Raw genomic sequence first — 22,407 nt, forward strand, 5'->3', positions numbered from 1 at the left:
CTTTTCCAACTTTCTGAACTTATTCAGTTTCGGCCCCTTGCCGAGGCTTCGCCGCGATCCGAAAAGTGAAATAAGTTGGAAAAGTTCGGTCCGGCACCTCCTACTAATCGGTGGTGAGTGAGAGCAGGGTTGCGTTGCCGCCTACCGCTGCGGTGTTGTTGCTGAGGCTGCATTCGGTGGCGAAGCGCAGCAGATAATGCGGTCCGCCGGCCTTCGGGCCGGTCCCCGACAGACCCTGACCGCCGAACGGCTGTGCGCCCACCACGGCACCGATCATATTTCGATTGATGTACAGGTTCCCCACCTGGGCCCAGGCGGCGATGTCCCGCGCCCGCCGGTCGATGCGGCTGTGCACGCCCATGGTCAGTCCGTAACCCGTAGCGTTGATCGCCTCGACCGTCTTGCGCAGATCCCGCGCACGATAGCGATAGATATGCACGACGGGCCCGAAGACCTCGCGACCGAGCTGGTCGATACTCTCGATCTCGATGGCCGTCGGCGCCACGAATGTGCCGTCCGCCGTCCCCTCGCCAAGCTGCGTGCGGTGCACCAGAGACGACTTTGCGCCCAGGTCGGCCACATGGCGCTCCAGCATCTCCTGGGCTCCGGCATCGATGACCGGCCCCACGTCGGTACTCATCAGGCCGGGATCACCCACTCTGAGCTCGTCCATGTGGCCCGTCAGCAGCTCGATCACCCGCGGCGCGATATCCCGCTGCACGCACAGGATGCGCAGCGCAGAGCAGCGCTGACCTGCGCTGTTGTAGCCGGAATACACCGCATCCTTGACCACCTGTTCCGGCAGGGCCGAACTGTCGACCAGCATTGTGTTCTGGCCACCGGTCTCTGCGATGAACGCCGCGATCGGGCCGGGCCGCTCTGCCAGCGTGCGGTTGATCAGCCGCGCCGTCTCCGTGGAGCCGGTGAAGGCCACCCCGGCCACGCGCGGGTCGGCCACGGCCGCGGCACCCACCTCCCCGCCTTCGCCAGGCAGAAAGTTCAACACCTCGCCCGGCACGCCGGCCCGGTGCAGGATGTCGACGGCCCGCGCCGCAATCAAAGAGGTCTGCTCGGCCGGCTTCGCGAGTACCGTATTGCCGGCCGCGAGCGCCGCCGCCACCTGCCCCGTGAAGATCGCCAGCGGGAAGTTCCACGGGCTGATGCAGACGAAGATTCCCCTGCCCTGCAGCCGGAGTTCGTTGCGTTCGCCGGTCGGTCCCGCCATCGGCAGCGGTGCCCCGAACAGTGCCTCCGCACGGGCCGCGTAATAGCGCAGGAAGTCCACTGCCTCGCGGACCTCTCCCAGGGAGTCGCCGATGCTCTTGCCCGCCTCGGCCACGCACAGCGCCATCAGGGCCGGCGCCTCTTCCTCGTAGAGATCCGCAGCACGCCGCAGGATGTTCGCGCGCGTCGCGGCATCGGTCGCGTTCCAGTCGTACCAGGCCTCCGACGCGACTCCGAGGGCCCGGTCCACCACGTCGGCATCCGCATACTCGACGACACCCACCACCTCGCCGGAGCGCGCCGGATTGCGCGACTCCGCTGGCCGCCCGGAAAGCGCGCGGCCGGCAACCCGCGGGCGCGCGTGGTGACTGCCGTCCAGGGCCTTCTGCATCCGCTCCAGCCAGCCGCTCAGGAAGGCCCGGTCCGCGAGGTTCAGCCCGCGGGAATTCCGCCGCTCCTCACCGTAGATGGCGGCCGGCAGCGGGATGCGCGGATGGGGATACGACTCCAGACGCCGCACTGCCTCGACCGGATCCGCCACGATCTCCTCCACCGGCGCCTCCTCGTCGACGATGCGGTTGACGAAGGAGGTATTGGCGCCGTTCTCGAGCAGCCGGCGCACCAGGTACGGCAGCAGGTCCTCGTGGCTGCCCACCGGCGCGTACACGCGGCAGGGCCTGTCGTAGCGTTCCGGGTCGACCACCTGTTCGTAGAGCTCCTCGCCCATGCCGTGCAGCCGCTGGAACTCGTAGTCCCGCCGCTGTCCCGCCAGGTGCAGGATGCTCGCCAGTGTATGCGCGTTATGGGTGGCGAACTGCGGATAAAGCCGCTCGCCGGCATCCAGCAGCTCGCGGGCGCAGGCGAGGAACGAGACGTCGGTGTTGGCCTTGCGGGTGAACACGGGATAGCCCTCGAGCCCCTGTTCCTGGGCGCGCTTGATCTCCGTGTCCCAGTACGCCCCTTTCACCAGACGCACCGGGATGCGACGGCCGGTGCGACCGGCCAGCTCCGCCAGCCAGCGGATCACCGACAGCGCCCGTTTCTGGTACGCCTGCACGGCGAGGCCCAGGCCGTCGTAGCCGGCCGCCGAGGTGCTAGCGGCGACCGCCTCGAAAACCTCCAGCGAGATCTCCAGCCGGTCCGCCTCCTCCGCATCCACCGTAAGCGGTATCCCCGCGTCCCGCGCCATCTCGGTCAGTCGGGCCAGCCGTGGCACCAGTTCGTCCAGCAGCCGCGCCCGATGCGTGAACTCGTAGCGGGGATGCAGGGCCGAGAGTTTCACCGAGATGCCCGGCGCCGCGATGACATCGTCGCCGGCCGCACCGCCGATCGCCTTGATGGCGCCGGCATAGGCCCGGAAGTAGCGCTCGGCATCCTCCGCCGTGAGCGCTGCCTCGCCGAGCATGTCGTAGGAATAGCGGTAGCGCCGGTTGCCGCCCTCGCCGGCCCGCTCCAGGGCCTCGCCGATATCCCAGCCCATCACGAACTGATGACCCATGATCTTCATGGCCTGGCGCATCGCCTGACGCACCACGGGCTCGCCCGCCTTGCCGGTCAGCTTGCCGAGGAACTTTGCCGGGTTGCGGATGGTGGCCTCGTCGAGCCGCATGAGCCGACCGGTCAGCATCAGCCCCCAGGTCGAGGCGTTGACGAACAGTGACTCGCTGCTGCCGAGGTGCTCCTCCCACCGACCCGAGGTCAGCTTGTCGGCGATGAGCCGGTCTGCGGTATCGGCATCCGGGATGCGCAACAACGCCTCAGCGATACACATCAGCACCACGCCTTCCTGGGACGACAGATCGTACTTGTGCAGGAAGGCGTCCAGCCCGCCGAGGCGGCGCTCCGCCTCCCGCACCCGCGCCACGAGCTCGACTGCCGTCTCGCGCACCCGCTCACGCAACCCCTGCCCGGCGTCGGCACGCTCCAGCAGCTCCGCCATCGCCCTCGACTCGTCGACGAGGTAGCGCTCGTTGATGGCCCGATCCAGCGGAGACGGCGCGGCCGACTGGTCCGGAAGACGCCGGCCGGCGCCCGTTGCGGTTTCCCTGTTCATGTCCTGTTGGCGATAACGCCCTTCGCTCGTGCGCGGCCTTCGTCCCGGCGACCGGTTCAGGCTTTGCGATTCAGTCGGCGCAGCTCGCGCCGCGTGTGCTTGTCCGGCCGGCCGTCCGTGCGCGGCATGGCGCGACGATCCTGGCGCAGCGTCTCGATCAGCGCCTCGCGCTCCCGCCGGCTCCCCGCTTCCTCATGGTAGCAGCCTTCGGCTTCACGGGCGGGACCGCGGCGCGGGGGCAGCGTCAGCACGGTCAGCCGCCAGGTCAGCCGGTCCCGGGTGATCTCCAACCGATCGCCGACCCGGACCACGCGCGACGCCTTCACCCGTTCGCCGTTCACGTGCACGTGCCCGCCCGCGACAGCTTTCGCAGCGAGCCCGCGGGTCTTGAAGAATCGGGTGTGCCAGAGCCACTTGTCGATGCGCAACGCGTCTTCACTCATGCCCGCATTGTCGCGCCTCGCCGGCCCATACTCCAGAGGCTGCGATCGCCACGGCTGATATACTTCCGGCCAGCGCAAGCAAGGAGTATTCCCCGTGAAAGAAGCGTTTCTGGCATCGCTGTCCGAAGCGACCGAGGAGCTGAAGGAACAGGGCCTGTACAAGGAGGAACGGGTTATCACCGGGCCCCAGCAGGCCGAGATCGACGTGCGCGAGGACGGCGATACCCGCCACGTCATCAATTTCTGCGCCAATAACTACCTGGGCCTGGCCAATCATCCGCAGATCGTCGCCGCAGCCCGCCGGGCCATCGACGAGCACGGTTACGGCATGGCATCGGTGCGCTTCATCTGCGGGACCCAGACGGTGCACAAGGAGCTGGAAGGCCGCATCAGCGATTTCCTCGGCACCGAGGATACGATCCTCTACCCCTCCTGTTTCGACGCCAACGGCGGCCTGTTCGAGACCCTGCTGGGGCCGGAGGACGCCGTCGTCAGCGACGCGCTGAATCACGCCAGCATCATCGACGGCATCCGCCTGTGCAAGGCGCAGCGCTACCGTTACCGGCACGACGACATGGCGGACCTGGAGGCGCAGCTGCGGGCCGCGCGGGACGCGCGCGCGCGCCTGATCGCCACCGACGGCGTCTTCTCCATGGACGGCACCATCGCCGACCTGCAGCGCATCTGCGATCTGGCCGACGAATACCAGGCGCTGGTGATGATCGACGACTGCCACGCCACCGGCTTTCTCGGCCGGGAGGGCCGCGGCACCCACGAGTACCGCGACGTGATGGGCCGCGTGGACATCATCACGAGCACGCTGGGCAAGGCGCTGGGCGGCGCCTCCGGCGGCTTCACCGCCGGGCGCCGGGAGATCGTCGCCTGGCTGCGCCAGCGCTCCCGCCCCTACCTCTTCTCGAACACGCTGGCACCGGTGATCGCCGCCGCCTCCATCGAGGTCGTGAACCTGCTCGAGTCCGACAGCGGATTGCGCGAGAAGCTCGCCGCGAACGCGGAGTATTTCCGCAACCGCATGGAAGCGCTCGGCTTCGACCTGCTGCCGGGCGAGCACCCCATCATCCCCGTGATGCTGGGCGACGCACGGCTGGCAGGGCAGATGGCCGACCGGCTGCTGGACCACGGTATCTACGTCATCGGTTTCTCCTACCCGGTGGTGCCCCACGGCAAGGCGCGCATCCGCACGCAGATGTCCGCCGGACACGACCGGCAGCACCTCGACCGGGCCATCGACGCATTCGCGGCCGTGGGCCGGGAACTCGGTGTCATCAGCTAGCGCGGAGGCCTCATGAAAGCACTGGTGAAGAAACTGGCCGAACCCGGCATCTGGCTCGAAGACATCCCGGAGCCCGAGGTCGGCCACAACGACGTCCTGATCGAGGTCGCCAAGACGGCCATCTGCGGCACGGATATCCACATCTACCAGTGGGACGACTGGGCGAAGAAGACCATCCCGGTGCCCATGGCCGTTGGCCACGAATTCTGCGGCCGCATCGTCGAGGTTGGCAGCGAGGTACGCGGCCTCGAACCGGGCGACCGGGTCTCGGCCGAAGGCCACATCACCTGCGGCGTGTGCCGCAACTGCCGCGCCGGCCGGCGTCACCTGTGCATCAACACCGTGGGGGTGGGCGTGAACCGCCCGGGCGCCTTTGCCGAGTACATTTCGGTACCCGCCTTCAATGTCTTCAAGCTGCCCGAGGCCATCACGGACGACATGGCGGCCATCCTCGACCCGCTGGGCAACGCCACCCACACCGCCCTCTCCTTCGACCTCGTCGGCGAGGACGTCGTCATCACGGGCGCGGGCCCGATCGGCATCATGGCGGTAGCCATCTGCCGCTACGCGGGCGCCCGTCACGTGGTGATCACCGACGTGAACGACTACCGTCTCGACCTGGCGCGGCAGATGGGAGCCTCCATGACGCTGAACGTCACGCGGGATTCGATCGACGACGCCATGCAGGCGCTGGGCATGACAGAGGGCTTCGACGTCGGCATGGAGATGTCCGGACAGCCGTCCGCGCTGCGGGAGCTGCTCCGCGTCATGCATCACGGCGGCCGGGTGGCGCTGCTGGGCATTCCGCCCGAGGACACCGCCATCGACTGGAACCAGATCATCTTCAAGGGCCTGATGGTGAAGGGCATCTACGGCCGCGAGATGTTCGAGACCTGGTACAAGATGTCGAGCATGCTGCAGAGCGGACTCGACGTGGGCCCGATCATCACCCATCACTTCGCGCTCGCCGACTTCGGCGAGGCCTTCGAGACGATGTCGTCCGGTCAGTCCGGCAAGGTCGTGCTCGACTGGCACGCCTGACGACTGGCACCTGCCGGCTGGCAATGCCGGCGGGTGCCCTCCCGGCCTAGCGCAGCACGTCGCAGAAGCAGTCGGCGTACGTCCCGCGACGGTCGTTGAACCGGGCGATGCCGCGCCACGCGTCCTCCACCGCCGTCACCAGCGGCGCCAGCGGCGAGCCGCGGCCGGTGAAGCCACTCGCGGCCACCCCGGCCACCCCGGCCACCGTCGGGCCGATGCGCGAGTTCAGCAGCTGCAGCAGGAACTCCTGACCCGGCGTCAGCGGCCGCTCGACGTATTTCACGCCGAACTCGCCCTCCGCCAGGCCGGCGCGCTCCGCCGCCGTCTCTATGGCATCGTTCAGGTCGCCGAAACGGTCGATCAGCCCGAACTCCAGTGCGTCCTGGCCGGTCCAGACCCGGCCCTCGGCGATATCGCCGACCTTGTCGCGATCGAGGCCGCGCTGCTCGGCGACGCCGTCGACGAAGTCCCGGTAAGTCGTATCCACCGTTATTTCAATCGTGCGCCGGAGCGTCTCGCCCAGCGGGCGGTCCGGGCGCAGCGCGCCGGCCAGCGCCGTCGTACCCACCCCGTCCGTGTTGATGCCCACCTTCTCGAGCGTGCGCTGGAACGTGGGGAACATGCCCACGACGCCGATGGAGCCCGTGATGGTCGTGGGGTGCGCGAGAATCTCGTCGCCGCCGGTCGAGATCCAGTACCCCGCCGAGGCAGCCACGCTGCTCATGGAGACGATCACCGGCCGCTCCGTCGCCTTGAAGGCCTGGATCTCGTCGAGTATCAGTTCCGAGGCGAACGTGCTGCCGCCGCCACTGTCCACGCGCAGCACCAGAGCCTTCACCGAGTCGTCTTCGATCGCGCGCCGGATCAGGTTGCTGGTGGACTCGCCGCCGATATTGCCGGCGGGCGCATCGCCCTCCACCACCGGGCCGGACGCGACGACCACCGCCACGTTGCTCGCGCCTGCCTCGTCGCCGCGCAGGAGCCGCTGCCCTGCCAGGTAGGCCTCCAGGCCGATCGAGCGGTAGCTCTCTTCCTGCCCGTCGTTGGCGCCGGCGATGCCGATCATGTGTTCGCGGAACTCGGCGCGGGTGGTTACCCGATCGGCCAGGCCCAGCCTGACGGCCATATCCGCGAAACGACCGTTGCTCGCCTGCAATTCCTCGGGCAGGTTGTCGATACCGGCCTGCAACCGGGCGGCGTCGAGGCCCCGGGCCGCGGATACGCCACCGAGCCAGGCCTGCCAGAGCTGGTCGAGCAGGTCCCGGTTGGCCGTCTTCGCGGCCTCCGACATGTCGTCGCGGGTAAAGGGTTCGGCGGCGGATTTGTAGGTGCCCGCCGTGAACACGTTCCAGTCGATGCCGAGCTTGTCGATGGCATCGCGGAAATAGTTACGGTAGATGCCATAGCCCTGCAGGAACACCACGCCCTGGTCCTGCAGCCAGATCTCGTCGGCATGGGCGGCGATATAGTAGCCCGCCTGGGTATAGGCGTTGCCCATGGCAATCACGGGCTTGCCCGAGGCCTTGAAGGTCTCGATGGCATTCGCGACCGCCTGCAGCTTGGTCAGCCCGCCACCGAGGAACGCGTCCAGCTCGAGTACCACCGCCGGGATGCGGTCGTCCTCCGCGGCCCACTCCAGGGCATCCTCCACGTCACGCAGCCGGGTCTGGCCGACGCCGTCGCCCATAGCTTCGGCAACGGCGCGGTCCACCGGGTTGCCCTCGAATTCCTCCACCAGGTAGCCCTCCGGCGCGATCACCAGTGCCGCCTTGCGCGGCAGCTCCGCCACCGGCGGCGACAGCGCCGCGACCACCAGCGCGAACAGGAACAGCAGCACCAGCAGATGCAGGATCTTGCGGATGCCGTCCAGCCCGCGCCACAGGGCGCGCAGGACTCTCATCAGGGCTTTTCCCAGGGCCATGCTCTCACTCCTCGTCCGGCGCGTCCGCGCCAATGTATCTGATCCGGTAAATGACGCCGGCGTGATCATCGCTCAACAGAAAATCGCCGTCGGGAGTCTGCAGCAGATCCACCGGTCTGCCCCATGCCTCGCCGTCGTCCTGCAGCCAGCCTTTTGCGAAAGTCTCGTAGCTCGACGCCCGATCGCCGTCCAGCCGCACGAGCGTGACCCGGTAACCGATCGGCGTATCCCGATTCCAGGACCCGTGCTCGGCGATGAAAACCTGGCCCCGATACTCCGCGGGAAAGCGGTCGCCCGTGTAGAACTTCAGGCCGAGCGGCGCCACGTGGGGCCCGAGTTCCGCTGCCGGCGGCACGAAATCCCCGCAGTCCGCCTGGTCGCCGAACTCCGGATCGGCCACGTCGCTTCCGTGGCAATAGGGGTAGCCGAAGTGCAGTCCCGGCCGCGGTGCATGGTTCAGTTCGCAGGGCGGGACGTCGTTGCCGAGGTGGTCGCGCCCGTTGTCGGTGAACCAGAGTTCCCCCGTCTGCGGGTGCCAGGTGAACCCGACCGTATTGCGCACACCCTCGGCATAGACACGCCGGTCGCTGCCGTCGGGCTCGATACTGGTGATGACCGCATAGCCCGCCTCGTCGCAGATATTGCAGGGCGCGCCGATCGGCACGTACAGGCGGTCGTCAGGCCCGAAGGCGATGTATTTCCAGCCATGGTGCCGGTCTGAGGGGTAACGGGCGATCAGTTCCGGCTCGCCGGGATCGGTCAGCCGCGCCTCTATGCCGTCGTAGCGCAGTATGCGATCCACTTCCGCCACGTACAGGGCTCCGTCCCGGAACGCGACGCCGTTCGGCATATTCATCTCCGTGGCCAGCACATGCACACGGGCGTCGCCATCGTCCCAGCCCGTGACCGCATACAACGCGCCCTCGCCCCGGGTGCCGACGAACAGCGTGCCATCGTCTCCGAACACCATGGAACGCGCATTGGGGATGTCCGCCACCGCCACCTCGATGGAGAAACCGGGCGGCAGCTCGATGGTCTCGAGCGGCAGTTGCCGTGACTCGCCCGCGCCGCATGCCACTGCTGCCAGCAACGGGACCATCGCCAGACAGCGACGCACGAATCTCTTGCGACTCATGTTCTCCTCCGTGGGCGGGCTGCGCTCAAACGCCGGGCAGCAGCCACAGGGACAGCGCCGGCACGTAGGTGATGATGATGACCGAGATCAGCAGAATCAACAGGAAAGGCAGCGTCGCCAGATAGACGCGGACGATGGGCTCCTCGAAGCGGTAACTGGCGATGAACAGGTTCAGACCCACCGGCGGCGTGAGATAGCCCAACTGCATCGCGGCCAGGAAGATGATGCCGAGATGGATCGGGTGGATGTCGTACTGCGCGGCGACCGGCAGAATCAGGGGCACCACCAGCACCAGCGCCGAGAAGATATCCAGTATGGCGCCCAGGATCAGCAGGAACACCAGCAGAAGCAGCAGGAAGGTGAGCGGCCCGCTCACGAACTGCTCGACGACGGCGAGCAACTTCTGGGGCACGCCGGCATCGATCATGATATTGGTCGAGGCCAGAGAGACGCCGAGGATCACCAGGATGCCGCCCACCAGCAGCATGGACTCGCGCATGATCCGGGGCAGCTCGCGCAGCGGGATCTCCCGCAGCATGAAGACCTCGACGAATACCACGTAGAGCGCCGTCACCGCGGCCGCCTCGGAGACGCCGATCAGCCCGGAGTAGATACCGCCGAGCACGACGACCGGCAGCGGTATCTCCCAGGCGGATTCACGCACGGCGCCGGCCACCTCCCGCCACGAGAAGTCCGACAGGGGCTGGCGCTGGTGGCGGTTCACCCACAGGCTCCAGCCCGAGAGCATGATCAGCATCAGCAGGCCCGGCAGCACACCGGCCCGGAACAGCTCGTCGATCGACTGCTGGGCGACGACGCCGTACAGGATCAGCGGCAGCGACGGCGCGAACAGCAGGCCCAGGCTGCCGGCGCTGGTGACCAGGCCCAGGTTAAACCGCTCCGGATAACCGGCCTGAGTCAGCGCCGGATACAGGATGGCGCCGAGCGCGATGATGGTGACGCCCGAGGCGCCCGTGAATGCGGTGAAGAACGCGCAGGCCGCCAGCGAGACGATGGCGAGTCCGCCGGGCATCCAGCCCAGCAGGGCGCGGGTGATTCGCACCAGCCGGCGGGGCGCGCCGCTCTCACTCAGCACGAAACCAGCGAACGTGAACAGCGGTATCGCCAGCAGGAACGGCATCGTGCCGACGCTGAAGAACTCGATGGCCACGGCGGAGAGATCGATTTCTGCCTGGTAATAGCCCCACATCGCGCTCGCGGCGATGACGGCGAACAGGGGCGCGCCGAGCAGCGCCAGCAGGAGCAGCACGATACCGAACAGGATCATCACGGCTCCCGGTGACGCAGGCGATTGCCGATGCGGACGGCGCTCGAGCCCGTGAAGAGCAGATAGCGCCAGGCCATCAGTCCGAACGCGATCGGCATGACGATCTGAAACCACCAGGCGGGCAGCCCGCCGACCAGCTGGTCGCCGAATTCCCATGCCGTGTAGACGAAGCGCCCCGAATGCCAGGCCAGCAGGGCGCAGACCGCGGCGGTGAAGACATTGACCACCAGTTCGGAAATCAGACGCAGGCCGGGCGAGAGGAACCGTGAGACGACGTCGATGCTGATGTGCTTGTCGGCCCGGCTGGCCGCCACCGCGCCGAACAGCGCGACCCAGAGCACCATCAGCTTCAGCACTTCATCGGCCCAGATGAAGCTGAAGTCGAACGCGTTGCGGATGATGATCTGGGTGGTGGCCAGCAGGATCATGGCCGACAGCAGAACGATGAGGACGACATTCTCCAGCAGCCGGCCTGCACGCTCCAGGCGCTCGCTCAGGCGCCCGCCGAGACGCCCGGGCGCCTCCGTCACGGGCTGTCGCCGTCCGCCCGGGCCGTTGCGGCCGCCTGGGTACGGTACTCGGCCAGCAGCGCCTGCACCTCTTCCAGTAACTCCGGCGAGAGGTAACCCTCTTCCGCCAGGCTCCGGTTCGCGGCCATGACCGGCTCACGCCAGCGGTCGATGGCGCCGTCCACCGGCTCGATGAAATCCACGCCGGTATTGGCCAGGGCAGCCAGCGCCTGCTCGTTGTCCGCCTCGTTGATGCGATCGAAATTCTCGTAGACGCGGTTCATGACCTCGTCGACCACGGCCTGATCGGCCGCGGAGAGGCGTGAGAACGCCCGCTTGTCGATGGCGAGATAGCCGAGCGTGTAGAGCAGCGGCAGCTCGGTCAGGTAATCCACCTTCGTGTGCCACTGCAGCACCAGCACCGCCACCGGCGGCGAGGCGACGATGTCGATCAGGCCGGTCTGCAGGCCGGTCAGCACGTCGGTCACCGGCAGGGTCACCGGCGAGAGGTCGAGCGCCTCCATGGCCCGGTAGCTGATCTGGTCGCCCTCCGGCACCCAGACCTTCTTGCCCTTGAGGTCGTCCACGGAGCGCACGGGCGTATTGGAGAGGAAACGGGCGAAGCCGCCTCCCGCGAAACCGAAGCTCACGAAGCCGGCCTCCTCCAGTCCGGCCTCGAGCTTCGGGTCGACGCGCTCGCGCACGTACTGCACCTCGGCATCGTTCTCGAACAGCAGCGGCAGACCGTAGATATTCAGGTCCGGGTAGTACTGCTCCATGCTGTTGGCGGTGAAGACGCCGCCGTGCAGCTGGCCGATGCGGATCTTGCGCAGTACCTTCTTGTCGTCGCCCATGACGCCGCCGCCATAGAGCTTGATGTTCACCCGACCGTCGGTGCGCTCCGCGATCTCCGTGGACGCCCCCCGCATGTCCTTCATCCAGGTCGAGCCCTCGGGGGCGATGGTGGCGATCTTCAGATCGACGGCGGACGCCGGACCGGCGACCAGCAGCAACGCGATGAGGGTGATGATTCTGGCGTTCATGGCTTGCACTCCCTGTGAGTAGCTCGTCGCCCGGAGTCGGGGCTCAGAAGTACGCTTCGGCGCTGTCGAGCAGCACCTCGGCGTCCCGCTGGGCCAGCGTGTTCGTAAGGGTGTAACCCGGCGCCACAGGATCGGCTTCGAGCACCTCGTTCAGCAGGCGGTCGTGCAGATCCCGTTCGTACAGCAGACGCGCGTAGCCCCGGGCGTATTCCACCTTCACGGACAGATCCCTGCCCCCCGTGAGTTCGATGGCACGCTCGAAGTAGTTTCGCGCGAGCTCGGGTTCGCCGCCGAGAGATGGCGGACGCAGTGTCGCGAGGATACCGAGATAAGTATAGAGCTGCGCCTGGTACTGGCCGTCGTCCAGCGCGAGGAGGCGCTCCAGCACCGCCTCCATCCGCGGCAGCTCCGCCAGCGAGTTCCAGTCGTCGCTGTGCGCGCGGATGTAGGCCAGCGACGAAAGGGCATAGCTGTAGAGCGCATCGGCGTCGCCCGGCCTCAGACCGTCCAGGCTCTCCTCGAACGCGTCGTAGTCCTGCTCGTCCCAGGCGCAGGCGGGCCGGTATTCGATGCAAAGGGAGCGCTCGCCGTAGGTACGCGCGCGGTCGGTGAGCCGCCTGGCACGCTCCGGGTCGTCGGCGAACACCGCGCCGTAGGAGGCATAGAGCTCGGCGGCAGCCTGCAGCACCGCCGTGTCGTCGGGGTTGCCCTCCACCAGACTGTCGAGCAGCAACAGATAGGCCGGCGCGCCGTCGCGCACCGTCTCCGGATCCGTCTGGTTCAGGACGGCCGCACTCAGGTTGTCGGCGAATCCGGACGCAGCGGAGGAGACCAGCGAGGCACAGCCGGTCGAGCCCAGGGCCGCCGCCGCGAGAGCGACGAGGCCCGCGCGGGTCTTGTTGCGTGAGCGTTCCGTCATGTCAGCTGTGACCCCGGCCGGCAGGCTTCGTTCCTCCGCCAAACGGGCTCACGGCGTCGCGGTCAGATCTTCTCGCGAATCCTGGCCGCCTTGCCGGTGCGTCCACGCAGGTAGTACAGCTTGGCGCGGCGCACGTCGCCCTTGCGCTTGACGATGATGTCGCCGATCGAGGGGCTGTAGGTCTGGAAAACACGCTCGACGCCCTCGCCATGGGACATCTTGCGCACGGTGAACGACGAGTTCAGGCCACGGTTGCGCTTGGCGATCACCACACCCTCGTAGGACTGGAGACGCTCCCGGTCGCCTTCCTTGACGCGCACCTGCACGGTAACCGTGTCACCCGGGTCGAACTCGGGTATCTCGCGCCGCATCTGTTCCTGCTCCAAAGCGTCTATGACCTTGCTCATGGCTTGTTCCTGCTATCTCAGTCGAGTGTTGAATGTCTTACCGTATTCCGGCCGCGGCATCCCCTGCCTCGGCCTTGTATTCCTCGAGCAGCTCGCGCTCCTCGTCCGTCAGCCGCCTGTCGCGCAGCAGATCCGGCCGCCGCACCCAGGTTCTGCCCAGCGACTGCTTCAGCCGCCAGCGGGCGATGGCCCGGTGGTCGCCCGATGTGAGCACCGACGGTACCCGCCGACCGTCCACGACCTCCGGACGGGTGTAATGCGGGCAGTCGAGCAGTCCCGTCTCGAACGACTCCTGCGCCGCAGACTCTGCGTCACCCAGTGCCCCGGGCAGCAGCCGCACCGTGGCGTCGATGACCGCCATGGCCGCGATCTCGCCGCCGCTGAGGACGAAGTCTCCGACCGAGACCTCCTCGTCGACCGCGGCCTCGATGAGCCGTTCGTCGACGCCCTCGTAGCGTCCTGCCACCAGCACCAGCGCGGGCAGCGTCGCATACTCCCGCGCCAGCCCCTGATCGAAGCGCCTGCCCTGGGGACTGAGGTACACCCTCCGGGCCCCGTCTCCGGTCCGACCGCGCGCCGCGTCGATCGCGGCCGCGAGCGGACCGAACTTCATCACCATGCCCGGGCCGCCACCGTAGGGCCTGTCATCGACCGTGCGGTGTACGTCCTCGGTGAAATCCCGCGGATTCACCGCGCCCAGCGATACCAGCCCGCCGTCCACGGCCCGACCGACGACGCCGAAGCGGCCGACGGTCAGTACCTCGTCCGGGAACAGGCTGACCACTTCGATGTGCACGGGTCAGCTCCACTCCCAGTCGACGACGACGCAGCCCTCTTCCAGGCGCACCGCCTTCACGATCCGGTCGATCACGAAGGGGATCAGCAAATCCTCTCCCTCGTCGCGCTCGACCACCATCACGTCATGCGCGCCGGTCTCCAGCATCTGGCCGACCCGGCCGAGCCGCTCGCCGCCTTCGTCGCGCACTTCCAGGCCGATCAGATCGGCCCAGTAATATTCTCCTTCTCCGGGGTCCGGCAGGCTCGAGCGCTCGACGGCGATCTCGGCCCCGACCCATTGTTCTGCCGCGTCACGGTCCTCGATGGACTCCAGCGCGGCGGTGATCGTCCGGCCACCGGCGCGGCCGTCCCGCACCCTCACCAGACGCCGCTCCCCGCCTCGGATCAGCCACCACTCCGGGTAGGAGAGCACGTTCTCCCTGGGGTCGGTGTAGGAAAACACCTTCACCCATCCCCGTACGCCGTGGACGCCGCTGATCCGGCCCAGTGTGACCAGCTCGCCACTCTCTGCCGGAACGCGTCCTTCCACGGCCCCGGCGGGCGGGATGCCGCTCAGGCGCTGGCGGCGGTCTTGCGGGCCTGCTTCAGCAGTGAAGCCACCCGTTCCGACGGCCGGGCGCCCTGACCGATCCAGTGCTCGACCCGGGCCACGTCGAGGCGCAGGGACTCTTCGTCCTCCTTCGCCTGCGGGTTGAAGAAGCCGAGCCGCTCGATGTAGCGGCCGTCCCGCCGGTTGCGGCTGTCTGTCACGATGACGTGGTAGAAGGGCTTCTTCTTCGCCCCTCCCCTGGTTAACCGGATGCTGACCATGTACTAATGGACCTCGCCCATTCTGAAAATCGTTTTCTGGAAACCACAGACGCGGGCGCAGGCCATCGCCCGGCCCGGCGTCCGAGTAAACCCGCCATTCTACTGCAATACCAGAAAAAGTGAAGGACTAAAGTGAACGACTCCGGGGCGCTCCGGACGCTCCCGGCACTCCCCGTCAGCGGCCCATCGGCGGCATGCCACCGCCGGGCATGCCGCGCATCAGCTTCTTCATGCCGCCCTTGGAGAAGCGCTTCATCATCTTCTCCATCTGGGTGTACTGCTTCAGCAGCCGGTTCACATCCTGCACCTGCACCCCGCTGCCCGCGGCGATACGCCGCTTGCGCGAACCGTTGATGGTCTTCGGGAAACGCCGCTCGCCGGGAGTCATCGAGTTGATGATGGCGATCTGGCGGCGCAGCTGGCTGTCGTCGGCCTGGCCCTTCAGCGCCGCCGGGTTGATCTTGCCCATGCCCGGCAACTTGTCGAGCAGGGATTCGAGGCCGCCCATCTCCAGCATCTGCTGAAACTGTTCCCGCATGTCGGCGAGAGTGAAGCCCTTGCCCTTGGCGATCTTGCCGGCGAGTTTCTCCGCCTTTTTGCGGTCGACCTTCTGCTCGACCTCCTCCACCAGCGACAGCACATCGCCCATGCCGAGGATGCGGGTGGCCATGCGCCCGGGATGGAACACCTCCAGCGCGTCCGTCTTCTCGCCGACGCCCATGAAGCGGATGGGCTTGCCGGTGATCTCGCGCACCGACAGGGCGACGCCGCCGCGGGCATCGCCGTCCGCCTTGGTCAGGATGGCACCGGTAAGCGGCAGCGCCTCGGAGAAAGCCCGGGCCGCATTCACGGCGTCCTGGCCCGCCATCGCGTCGATCACGAACAGGGTCTCGTGGGGCGAGGCCAGCTCGTGCACGGCACGGACCTCGCTCATCATCCCGTCGTCGACGTGCAGGCGCCCGGCGGTATCGACGATGAGCACGTCCGCGAAGCTGCGCCGGGCCGCCTCGAGCGCCCGCTGCACGATGACCGTGGGAGCCTCCGAGGCCTCGGAAGGGATCCATTCGGCGCCCACCTCGCCGGCCAGGCGCTCCAGCTGGAGGATGGCGGCCGGCCGGTGCACGTCGACGCTGACCAGAGCGACCGACTTCTTCTCCTTCTCGATCAGGCGCCGGGCGAGCTTCGCCGCGGTGGTGGTCTTGCCCGCGCCCTGCAGGCCGGCCAGCAGGATGACGACCGGCGGCTGCGCGCGCAGATCCAGGGCCTCGGTTTCCCCGCCCAGAACCCGCTCCAGCTCTGCCTGGATGATCTTGACGAAGGCCTGGCCCGGCGTGAGGCTGCGGGAGACCTCCTCGCCAAGCGCACGCTCCCGCACCCGACCGATGAAGTCCTTCACCACGGGCAGGGCCACATCGGCCTCAAGCAGGGCCATGCGCACCTGCCGCAGGGTGTCCCTGATGTTGTCTTCGGTGATCCGGCCCTTGCCCGTGAGGGATTTCGCCGCACCACTCAGTCGATCGCTGAGATTGTCGAACATGCTGCCGTCGCCCGCGGGCGTGAATGACTGGAGGCCGTGAGAGCCCTTCGCAAGCGCCTTATTCTAGCGGTTCGGCAGCCGGCCGGAAAACCGGATGTCAGATGTCGAGTACGGCGCCCCGGGACAGCATCTCGACCCGGCGCAGCGGCAGCGCCTCCTTGACCTGGTGCAGAATCACCTCTTCCTCGCCCGGCTTCATCGCCGTGAGCCAGATGTCCGGCGTGTGGCGGAGCTGGGCGATGTCCGCGGCCATCGTGCTCGGCGTGTAATGGCCCGATTCCCGTGCCAGATTCTCCTGCGCGTTGGGGAAGGAGACCTCGATGACCAGCGCCCGCAGCTCCGGCAGGGAATTCAGTATGGGCCACAGGGTGCGGTTGGTACCGGTATCGCCGCTCACCGCGAAGCCCTTGCCGGCGTCGTTGATGGTGTAGCCCTGGGCCGGGACACTGTGGGCGACGTCCACGGCGGTGAACTCCCGGGCGCCGATGCGCACCGTGTCACCGGGATTGCAGACGTGATAGCGCAGCACGGGGTCCTCCGCCGTCGGCAGCACGGAGAAATCGGGCCAGATCACCCAGTTGAACAGATGCTTCTGCACCGCCTCCAGGGTCTCGTGCCGGCCGTAGACGGTGATCTGCTCGCCGTCACGGCTGTCGAACACGCTGTCGAGGAACAGCGGCAGCCCGGCGATATGATCCAGGTGGGAATGGGTGAGGAAGACGTGGCGGATGCGGGAGAGTTCGTCGAGCTGCAGATCGCCGACGCCGGTGCCGGCATCGAGGAGCACGTCGTCGTCGATCAGCATCGCGGACGTGCGCGTCCCCGTACCTATCCCTCCGCTGCATCCCATGATCCTGATCCGCATAGGCTTTCGACCCGCTCCGGTCTCTGCTCGAAGCTCACCCGTCCCTGGCCGGCTACGCGCCTGTGCGTCGGGATGACAGGGTTCTAAACAGGGACACCATGTGCGATGATTTCGGTGCTTCTAAACCTATTTGACGCCTCCCAGGGTTTCCGTGTTTCAAATCACAGTTCTCGCCTTGTACGCCGGTGCAGGCTGCCTGCTGGCGGCCGGCCAGATGCCGAAATACGAGCATCGCCACGAGCTCCTGTTCTGGCTCTCCCTGCCGCTGGCGCTGGCGGGGCTGCTGGCCCACGAACAGATGCTGGCTCGCGAGATCCTGGTCGGCGACGCGCTGCGGCTCAGCATCTTCAGCATGACGTCACTCGCCGGCTGGCAGGTCGCCATACTGGCCACGCTCGCCGCGCTCCGTGAGCGGGTGCGCGGGCTTTCGGCGATGCTCTTCCTCGTGGCCGGCGTAGCGGCACTCGGCACCGGTCTCAGCAACGAGGCCAATGTCACCGCCAGTCTCAACTGGCAGCTACGCACTCACGTCATGCTGTCCATGTTCGCCTACAGCCTCCTCGCGGTGGGCGCGGTGCTCGCCTTCGCCGCCCTGCACCAGGACCGGCTGCTGCGCAAGGCGAAGATGGGGCTCTACACGCGGCTCATGCCGCCGCTGGAGACCATGGAGTCGCTGCTCTACGGCGTGGCGACAGCCGGTTTCCTCTGCCTGCTCCTGGCGGTATTCAGCGGCCTGGTCCGTGTCGAGAATCTGTTCGCCCAGCACCTGCTGCACAAGAGCGTGCTCTCGTTCATCGCGCTCGGCCTGTTCGGCGTGCTCCTGATCGGGCGCCAGCTTGCCGGCTGGCGCGGCCGGCGCGCGATCTATCTCTACCTCGGCGGCTTTTTCACGCTGGTGCTGGCCTACTACGGCAGCAAGATCGTCCTCGAGTACATACTCCACCGGCCCTGGGGCTGAGCGTGGCGACGCGCCGCAGCGGCCCTGGGCGCCCTGCGCGGCCCGTGCGCTTGACAGCGACGCTGCCCTGTTGGTCAACTGCCTGATACCAAGTTGAAAGGAGACGGGGTGCCCCCTCTTTGACCGAAGACCAACCTATGGGCCTCCTGTTCGGCCTGCTCGGGCTGTTGCTGATACTGTCGGCGTTCTTCTCGGGCACCGAGACGGCTCTGATGAGCCTGAACCGATACCGCCTGCGACACCGCGCCCGCTCCGGCCACCGGGGTGCACGGCTCGCCGAGTCATTGCTGCGCCGGCCGGATCGCCTGATCGGTCTGATCCTGCTCGGCAATAACCTGGTCAACATCTCGGCCGCCTCGCTCGTGACGCTGATCTCTCTTCGCCTCGGCGGCGAGGCGGCCATCGCCATCGGCACCGGCTTGCTGACACTGGTGATCCTGATCTTCGCGGAGGTGGCGCCGAAGACCCTGGCCGCCCTGCACCCGGAGCGTGTGGCGCTGCCCGCAGCATTCATTTACTACCCGCTGCTGCGCGTGCTGTACCCGTTCGTCTGGCTCACGAACCTGCTGGCCAATGCCGTGTTGCGCCTGTTCGGCGTCCGCCACGACGACGTGCAATCCCACTCGCTCAGCAGCGAAGAGCTGCGCACCGTGGTCAACGAGGCCGGCGCGATGATCTCGCGGCGCTATCGGCGCATGCTCACCAGCATACTGGATCTGGAGAAGGTTACCGTCGACGACATCATGGTGCCTCACAACGAGATCATCGCCATCAACCTGGAGGAACCGATGGTGCTGATCCTCGATCAGATCCAGGCCAGCCAGCACACCCGGCTACCGGCCTATCGGGACAGCATCGACAACGTGGTGGGTATTCTGCACATCCGGCGGCTCGTCACTGCGCTGCGCAAGGCGGAACTCTCGCGAGACGACCTGGTGGCGGCGCTGCAGGAACCCTATTACGTGCCGGAAGGCACGCCGCTCAGCACACAACTGGTCCAGTTCCAGCAGCGCAAGCGCCGCCTCGCGCTGGTGGTCGACGAGTACGGCGACATACAGGGCATGGTGACGCTGGAGGACATCCTGCAGGAGATCGTCGGCGAGTTCCGCACAGTGCCATCTGACCAGCATCCGGATCTCCAGCCGGACGGCGCCGGCGGCTGGATCATCGACGGCAGCGCCAACGTGCGCGAACTGAATCGCCTGCTGGGCTGGCAGCTGCCGACGGACGGGCCGAAGACGCTGAACGGGCTGATCCTGGAGACGCTGGAGACCATCCCGGAGCCCGGCACGCTGCTCGAACTGAACGACCACCCGGTCGAGATCCTGGCGACCAGCGAGAACATGGTGCGCTCGGCGCGCATCCGGGAAAGGGAACCGCCGCGGCTGGCCGCCGGCGCGGACTGAACGGTCAGTCGAAGGCCGCCTCCAGGGCCTCGGAAAGCCGCGACACGGGTATCGCCTCCATGCCCTCCAGGGCCCGGCGCGGGGCGTTCGCTTTCGGCACGATGGCCCGCCTGAACCCCTGCTTCGCCGCCTCGGCGAGGCGTTCCTCGCCGTAGCGCACGGGCCGCACCTCGCCCGCCAGGCCGATCTCGCCGAAGCTGATGGTGCGCCGGTCGAGCACCCGGTCCCTCAGACTCGAGACGACGGCCAGCACGGTCGGCAGGTCGGCCGCGGTCTCGGCGATACGAATGCCGCCGACCACGTTGACGAATACGTCGTCGCCGGCCAGGGACAGCCCGCCGTGGCGCTGCAGCACGGCCAGCAGCAGATTCAGCCGGTTCTGATCCTGGCCCTGGGACAACCGTCGCGGATAGCCGCCCGCACTCTCCGTCACCAGCGCCTGCACCTCCACCAGCACGGGCCGGCTGCCCTCCCAGGCCACGGTCACCACGCCGCCGGCGGTCTCGGCCGTATCCCGGGAGAGGAAGATCGCGGACGGGTTCTTTACCTCGCGGAAGCCCTCGGCACCCATGGCGAACATGCCGATCTCGTTGACCGCCCCGAAGCGGTTCTTCACCGCCCTGACCATGCTGAAGCGGCTCGCGGGATCGCTCTCGAAGTAGAGCACGGTATCCACCATGTGCTCGACCACCCGGGGCCCGGCGATGGCACCCTCCTTCGTCACATGGCCGACGACGAAAACGGCGACGTCGCGCTCCTTGGCCAGGCGCACCAGACGTGCGACGCATTCGCGCAGCTGGCTGACGCTGCCCGCCGCCGAGTCCAGGCTGTCCGTCGTGATGGTCTGCATGGAATCGACGATCAGCACGGAGGCCCGCGAGCGCGTGACCGCATCCAGCATGACGTCGAGGCGGGTCTCGGCCAGCAGGTGCAGATCGCTGTCCGCCACGCCCAGCCGCCGGGCCCGCTGTGCGACCTGGCGCAGGCTCTCCTCCCCGCTCACATAGAGCACCGGCAGCGAACTGCGCAGCCGCGCCGCCACCTGCAGCAGCAGCGTGGACTTGCCGACGCCCGGATCGCCGCCGAGCAGAATGATCGCGCCCGGTACGAGTCCGCCACCCAGCACCCGATCGAACTCGCCGAAACCGGTGCTGGTGCGCTCCCGCTCTTCCGCGCCCGCCTCGGCCAGGGTGGCGAGCGCTGCCAGATCGGCGCCGGCGCCGGACGACGTCCCGCCGCCACCGGGCGCGAGGCGTACCTCGCTCAGGGTGTTCCAGTCGCCGCAGTCCGCACACTGGCCCTGCCACTTGACGCTGTGGGCGCCGCAGGAGGAACAGACGTAGGCGGTCCGTGTCTTCGCCATGACTCGCTGCCGGCCTGCCGCCGGTCCGGGAAAAGCGGGGATGATAGCACCGCGGCGCGCACCCGTTCGCAGGCCAAAGTGGTAACGGTATCTCAATAATCCCGCGGCGCTTCACCTATACTTCCCGCCGGGTGATTCCACGATGAAAACAACAACGACCGACACGATTGCGGCGCCGGCCTCCCCTGCCGTGCCGCCCTCCACGAATGCTGCCGGCCGGTCACGCCGGCCGGGGCCCGGCCATACGGCGGGGCGTTCCGACTTATGTTCAGTTGGTGTTACCCTTACCCGATCGGCACAGGGAGTGCTCCCGATCGAGGCACCCATCATGGCGGACCGGGCACATGCGAACCACCGACGATACGCAGCGCTCAGGCCGGCCGGCCGCACGGCGGGACGACTTCCTGCCCGGGAGAACAACGGACGAGAGGCACTTGCCAGGGAACAGGAACCGGCACGCAGGCACGCCAGCACGGCGCTGACGTCCCGCGGCGAGAACGACAGCACGCATCACCTGGACCGGTAGACAGGCAAGCAGAATGAGCCTCAAGGGGAAGATTCGATTCTCCGAGATCACGGACACCGGCAAGGTGCGCGATCACAACGAGGATGCCATCGCCACCCAGCCCGACATCGGGCTGATGGTGCTCGCCGACGGCATGGGGGGCTACAACGCCGGCGAAGTCGCCAGCGGCATCGCCGTAAAGACGGTCTTCGACCTGGTCAGTGAGGCCACGAACCGCGAGGACCGCGGCGAGGTCGAGCCCACCTCCGGCCTGATGCGCCAGACGATCTCCCTGCGCGATGCCATCGCCCGGGCCAACAAGATCATCTACCAGACCGCCCAGAGCCAGCCCCAGTGCGAAGGCATGGGCACCACGATCGTCGCCTGCCTGTTCTTCGACGACCGGATTTCGGTGGCGCACGTCGGCGACTCCCGTGCCTATCGCCTCAGAGCCGACCAGTTCCAGCAGCTGACGCTGGACCACTCTCTGCTGCAGGAGCTGGTGGACCGCGGTTTTTATTCGCCGGAAGAGGCGCAGAGGTCGACGAACCGGAATTATGTTACAAGGGCTCTCGGCGTGGAGCCGGCGGTCGAGGTGGAGGTCCAGGAGTACGAGGTGGCGAAGGATGACGTCTATCTACTCTGCTCGGACGGGCTGCCGGACATGGTCGAAGATGAAGATATTCATTTAACTATCAGCACGTTTAGTGCTAGCCTTGATGTAGTTGGTCAACAGTTGGTCCAGCTCACGAACGACCACGGCGGCCGGGACAACGTGTCCATCATGCTGGCGAGGGTCCTGGAGTCTTTCCCCGCAAAACGCGGACTGATCGACAGAATTTCCGGTCTTTTCCGGCAATGATCGCGAGGATTTCGCCCCCGGACGTC

General features: G+C 67.3%; 20 protein-coding genes. 5 read left to right on the forward strand and 15 right to left on the reverse strand.

Annotation, left to right across the window (positions count from 1 at the left end):
* Positions 1–103 precede the first annotated feature (103 nt).
* Both putA and ACJMKX_RS05640 read right to left on the reverse strand, forming a co-directional pair.
* Entirely contained in the window at positions 104–3,277 is a 3,174-nt protein-coding gene (putA, locus tag ACJMKX_RS05635) for a bifunctional proline dehydrogenase/L-glutamate gamma-semialdehyde dehydrogenase PutA (protein WP_405222276.1), read from the reverse strand.
* A 56-nt stretch (positions 3,278–3,333) separates the two neighbouring features.
* Positions 3,334–3,720, reverse strand: coding sequence for an RNA-binding S4 domain-containing protein (locus tag ACJMKX_RS05640; RefSeq protein WP_405222278.1), 387 nt, complete (start codon positions 3,718–3,720; stop codon positions 3,334–3,336).
* A gap of 94 nt (positions 3,721–3,814) precedes the next feature.
* On the opposite strand from ACJMKX_RS05640, the gene kbl reads away from it, so the two are divergent.
* Together kbl and tdh are read left to right on the forward strand one after the other, a co-directional pair.
* A complete protein-coding gene (gene kbl / locus ACJMKX_RS05645; protein ID WP_405222281.1) occupies positions 3,815–5,014 on the forward strand; it encodes a glycine C-acetyltransferase in 1,200 nt (399 codons plus the stop codon).
* Between the two features lie 12 nt (positions 5,015–5,026).
* Positions 5,027–6,055, forward strand: a complete 1,029-nt coding sequence (tdh, locus tag ACJMKX_RS05650; RefSeq protein ID WP_405222284.1) for an L-threonine 3-dehydrogenase — start codon at positions 5,027–5,029, stop codon at positions 6,053–6,055.
* Positions 6,056–6,101: 46 nt separating this feature from the next.
* Here tdh and sppA read toward each other — a convergent pair whose 3' ends face one another.
* The 12 genes from sppA to ACJMKX_RS05710 form a co-directional block, all read right to left on the reverse strand.
* Positions 6,102–7,976: a signal peptide peptidase SppA gene (sppA, locus tag ACJMKX_RS05655; RefSeq protein ID WP_405222286.1), complete on the reverse strand. Its 1,875-nt coding sequence runs from the start codon at positions 7,974–7,976 to the stop codon at positions 6,102–6,104.
* A gap of 4 nt (positions 7,977–7,980) precedes the next feature.
* Entirely contained in the window at positions 7,981–9,111 is a 1,131-nt protein-coding gene (locus ACJMKX_RS05660; RefSeq protein WP_405222288.1) for a PQQ-dependent sugar dehydrogenase, read from the reverse strand.
* Between the two features lie 25 nt (positions 9,112–9,136).
* Entirely contained in the window at positions 9,137–10,399 is a 1,263-nt protein-coding gene (locus ACJMKX_RS05665) for a TRAP transporter large permease (protein WP_405222290.1), read from the reverse strand.
* A complete protein-coding gene (locus ACJMKX_RS05670; protein WP_405222293.1) occupies positions 10,399–10,929 on the reverse strand; it encodes a TRAP transporter small permease in 531 nt (176 codons plus the stop codon). The genes ACJMKX_RS05665 and ACJMKX_RS05670 overlap by 1 nt, the downstream gene beginning before the upstream one ends.
* The gene (locus tag ACJMKX_RS05675; RefSeq protein ID WP_405222296.1) at positions 10,926–11,951 is read right to left on the reverse strand and encodes a TRAP transporter substrate-binding protein; all 1,026 of its coding nucleotides are present in this window, start codon (positions 11,949–11,951) and stop codon (positions 10,926–10,928) included. Before ACJMKX_RS05675 ends, ACJMKX_RS05670 begins: the two co-directional genes overlap by 4 nt.
* Before the next feature lie 43 nt (positions 11,952–11,994).
* On the reverse strand, positions 11,995–12,870 hold the full coding sequence (locus ACJMKX_RS05680; RefSeq protein ID WP_405222297.1) for a TRAP transporter TatT component family protein: 876 nt from the start codon (positions 12,868–12,870) through the stop codon (positions 11,995–11,997).
* A gap of 62 nt (positions 12,871–12,932) precedes the next feature.
* Positions 12,933–13,277, reverse strand: coding sequence for a 50S ribosomal protein L19 (gene rplS / locus ACJMKX_RS05685; RefSeq protein WP_405222300.1), 345 nt, complete (start codon positions 13,275–13,277; stop codon positions 12,933–12,935).
* Between the two features lie 37 nt (positions 13,278–13,314).
* Entirely contained in the window at positions 13,315–14,073 is a 759-nt protein-coding gene (trmD, locus tag ACJMKX_RS05690) for a tRNA (guanosine(37)-N1)-methyltransferase TrmD (protein WP_405222302.1), read from the reverse strand.
* A 3-nt stretch (positions 14,074–14,076) separates the two neighbouring features.
* The gene (gene rimM, locus ACJMKX_RS05695) at positions 14,077–14,604 is read right to left on the reverse strand and encodes a ribosome maturation factor RimM (RefSeq protein WP_405222304.1); all 528 of its coding nucleotides are present in this window, start codon (positions 14,602–14,604) and stop codon (positions 14,077–14,079) included.
* A gap of 23 nt (positions 14,605–14,627) precedes the next feature.
* Positions 14,628–14,885, reverse strand: coding sequence for a 30S ribosomal protein S16 (rpsP, locus tag ACJMKX_RS05700; RefSeq protein WP_405222306.1), 258 nt, complete (start codon positions 14,883–14,885; stop codon positions 14,628–14,630).
* Positions 14,886–15,060: 175 nt separating this feature from the next.
* Entirely contained in the window at positions 15,061–16,422 is a 1,362-nt protein-coding gene (ffh, locus tag ACJMKX_RS05705) for a signal recognition particle protein (RefSeq protein WP_405222308.1), read from the reverse strand.
* Positions 16,423–16,519: 97 nt separating this feature from the next.
* On the reverse strand, positions 16,520–17,272 hold the full coding sequence (locus ACJMKX_RS05710) for an MBL fold metallo-hydrolase (protein ID WP_405222310.1): 753 nt from the start codon (positions 17,270–17,272) through the stop codon (positions 16,520–16,522).
* A gap of 190 nt (positions 17,273–17,462) precedes the next feature.
* Here ACJMKX_RS05710 and ACJMKX_RS05715 point away from each other — a divergent pair, with 190 nt between their 5' ends.
* Both ACJMKX_RS05715 and ACJMKX_RS05720 read left to right on the forward strand, forming a co-directional pair.
* Entirely contained in the window at positions 17,463–18,245 is a 783-nt protein-coding gene (locus tag ACJMKX_RS05715; protein WP_405222312.1) for a cytochrome C assembly family protein, read from the forward strand.
* A gap of 137 nt (positions 18,246–18,382) precedes the next feature.
* A complete protein-coding gene (locus tag ACJMKX_RS05720) occupies positions 18,383–19,651 on the forward strand; it encodes an HlyC/CorC family transporter (RefSeq protein WP_405222314.1) in 1,269 nt (422 codons plus the stop codon).
* Positions 19,652–19,655: 4 nt separating this feature from the next.
* Here ACJMKX_RS05720 and radA read toward each other — a convergent pair whose 3' ends face one another.
* A complete protein-coding gene (gene radA, locus ACJMKX_RS05725) occupies positions 19,656–21,014 on the reverse strand; it encodes a DNA repair protein RadA (protein WP_405222316.1) in 1,359 nt (452 codons plus the stop codon).
* Positions 21,015–21,553: 539 nt separating this feature from the next.
* Between radA and ACJMKX_RS05730 the strand changes: the two genes are divergently transcribed.
* Complete coding sequence (locus ACJMKX_RS05730; protein ID WP_405222318.1) at positions 21,554–22,381, forward strand: Stp1/IreP family PP2C-type Ser/Thr phosphatase; 828 nt, start codon at positions 21,554–21,556, stop codon at positions 22,379–22,381.
* Positions 22,382–22,407 lie beyond the last annotated feature (26 nt).

The sequence above is a fragment of the Lentisalinibacter sediminis genome, assembly GCF_040706615.1.
GTDB lineage: Bacteria > Pseudomonadota > Gammaproteobacteria > Steroidobacterales > Woeseiaceae > Lentisalinibacter > Lentisalinibacter sediminis.

Excerpts from the sequence above, each read along its gene's own strand:
- radA (WP_405222316.1), bottom strand. The coding sequence starts at position 21,014 with ATGGCGAAGACACGGACCGCCTACGTCTGTTCCTCCTGCGGCGCCCAC.
- ACJMKX_RS05665 (WP_405222290.1), bottom strand. The coding sequence starts at position 10,399 with ATGATCCTGTTCGGTATCGTGCTGCTCCTGCTGGCGCTGCTCGGCGCG.
- ACJMKX_RS05730 (WP_405222318.1), top strand. The coding sequence starts at position 21,554 with ATGAGCCTCAAGGGGAAGATTCGATTCTCCGAGATCACGGACACCGGC.
- ACJMKX_RS05660 (WP_405222288.1), bottom strand. The coding sequence starts at position 9,111 with ATGAGTCGCAAGAGATTCGTGCGTCGCTGTCTGGCGATGGTCCCGTTG.
- ACJMKX_RS05720 (WP_405222314.1), top strand. The coding sequence starts at position 18,383 with ATGGGCCTCCTGTTCGGCCTGCTCGGGCTGTTGCTGATACTGTCGGCG.
- putA (WP_405222276.1), bottom strand. The coding sequence starts at position 3,277 with ATGAACAGGGAAACCGCAACGGGCGCCGGCCGGCGTCTTCCGGACCAG.
- rplS (WP_405222300.1), bottom strand. The coding sequence starts at position 13,277 with ATGAGCAAGGTCATAGACGCTTTGGAGCAGGAACAGATGCGGCGCGAG.
- ffh (WP_405222308.1), bottom strand. The coding sequence starts at position 16,422 with ATGTTCGACAATCTCAGCGATCGACTGAGTGGTGCGGCGAAATCCCTC.
- ACJMKX_RS05640 (WP_405222278.1), bottom strand. The coding sequence starts at position 3,720 with ATGAGTGAAGACGCGTTGCGCATCGACAAGTGGCTCTGGCACACCCGA.
- rpsP (WP_405222306.1), bottom strand. The coding sequence starts at position 14,885 with ATGGTCAGCATCCGGTTAACCAGGGGAGGGGCGAAGAAGAAGCCCTTC.
- ACJMKX_RS05675 (WP_405222296.1), bottom strand. The coding sequence starts at position 11,951 with ATGAACGCCAGAATCATCACCCTCATCGCGTTGCTGCTGGTCGCCGGT.
- sppA (WP_405222286.1), bottom strand. The coding sequence starts at position 7,976 with ATGGCCCTGGGAAAAGCCCTGATGAGAGTCCTGCGCGCCCTGTGGCGC.
- tdh (WP_405222284.1), top strand. The coding sequence starts at position 5,027 with ATGAAAGCACTGGTGAAGAAACTGGCCGAACCCGGCATCTGGCTCGAA.
- ACJMKX_RS05680 (WP_405222297.1), bottom strand. The coding sequence starts at position 12,870 with ATGACGGAACGCTCACGCAACAAGACCCGCGCGGGCCTCGTCGCTCTC.
- ACJMKX_RS05710 (WP_405222310.1), bottom strand. The coding sequence starts at position 17,272 with ATGGGATGCAGCGGAGGGATAGGTACGGGGACGCGCACGTCCGCGATG.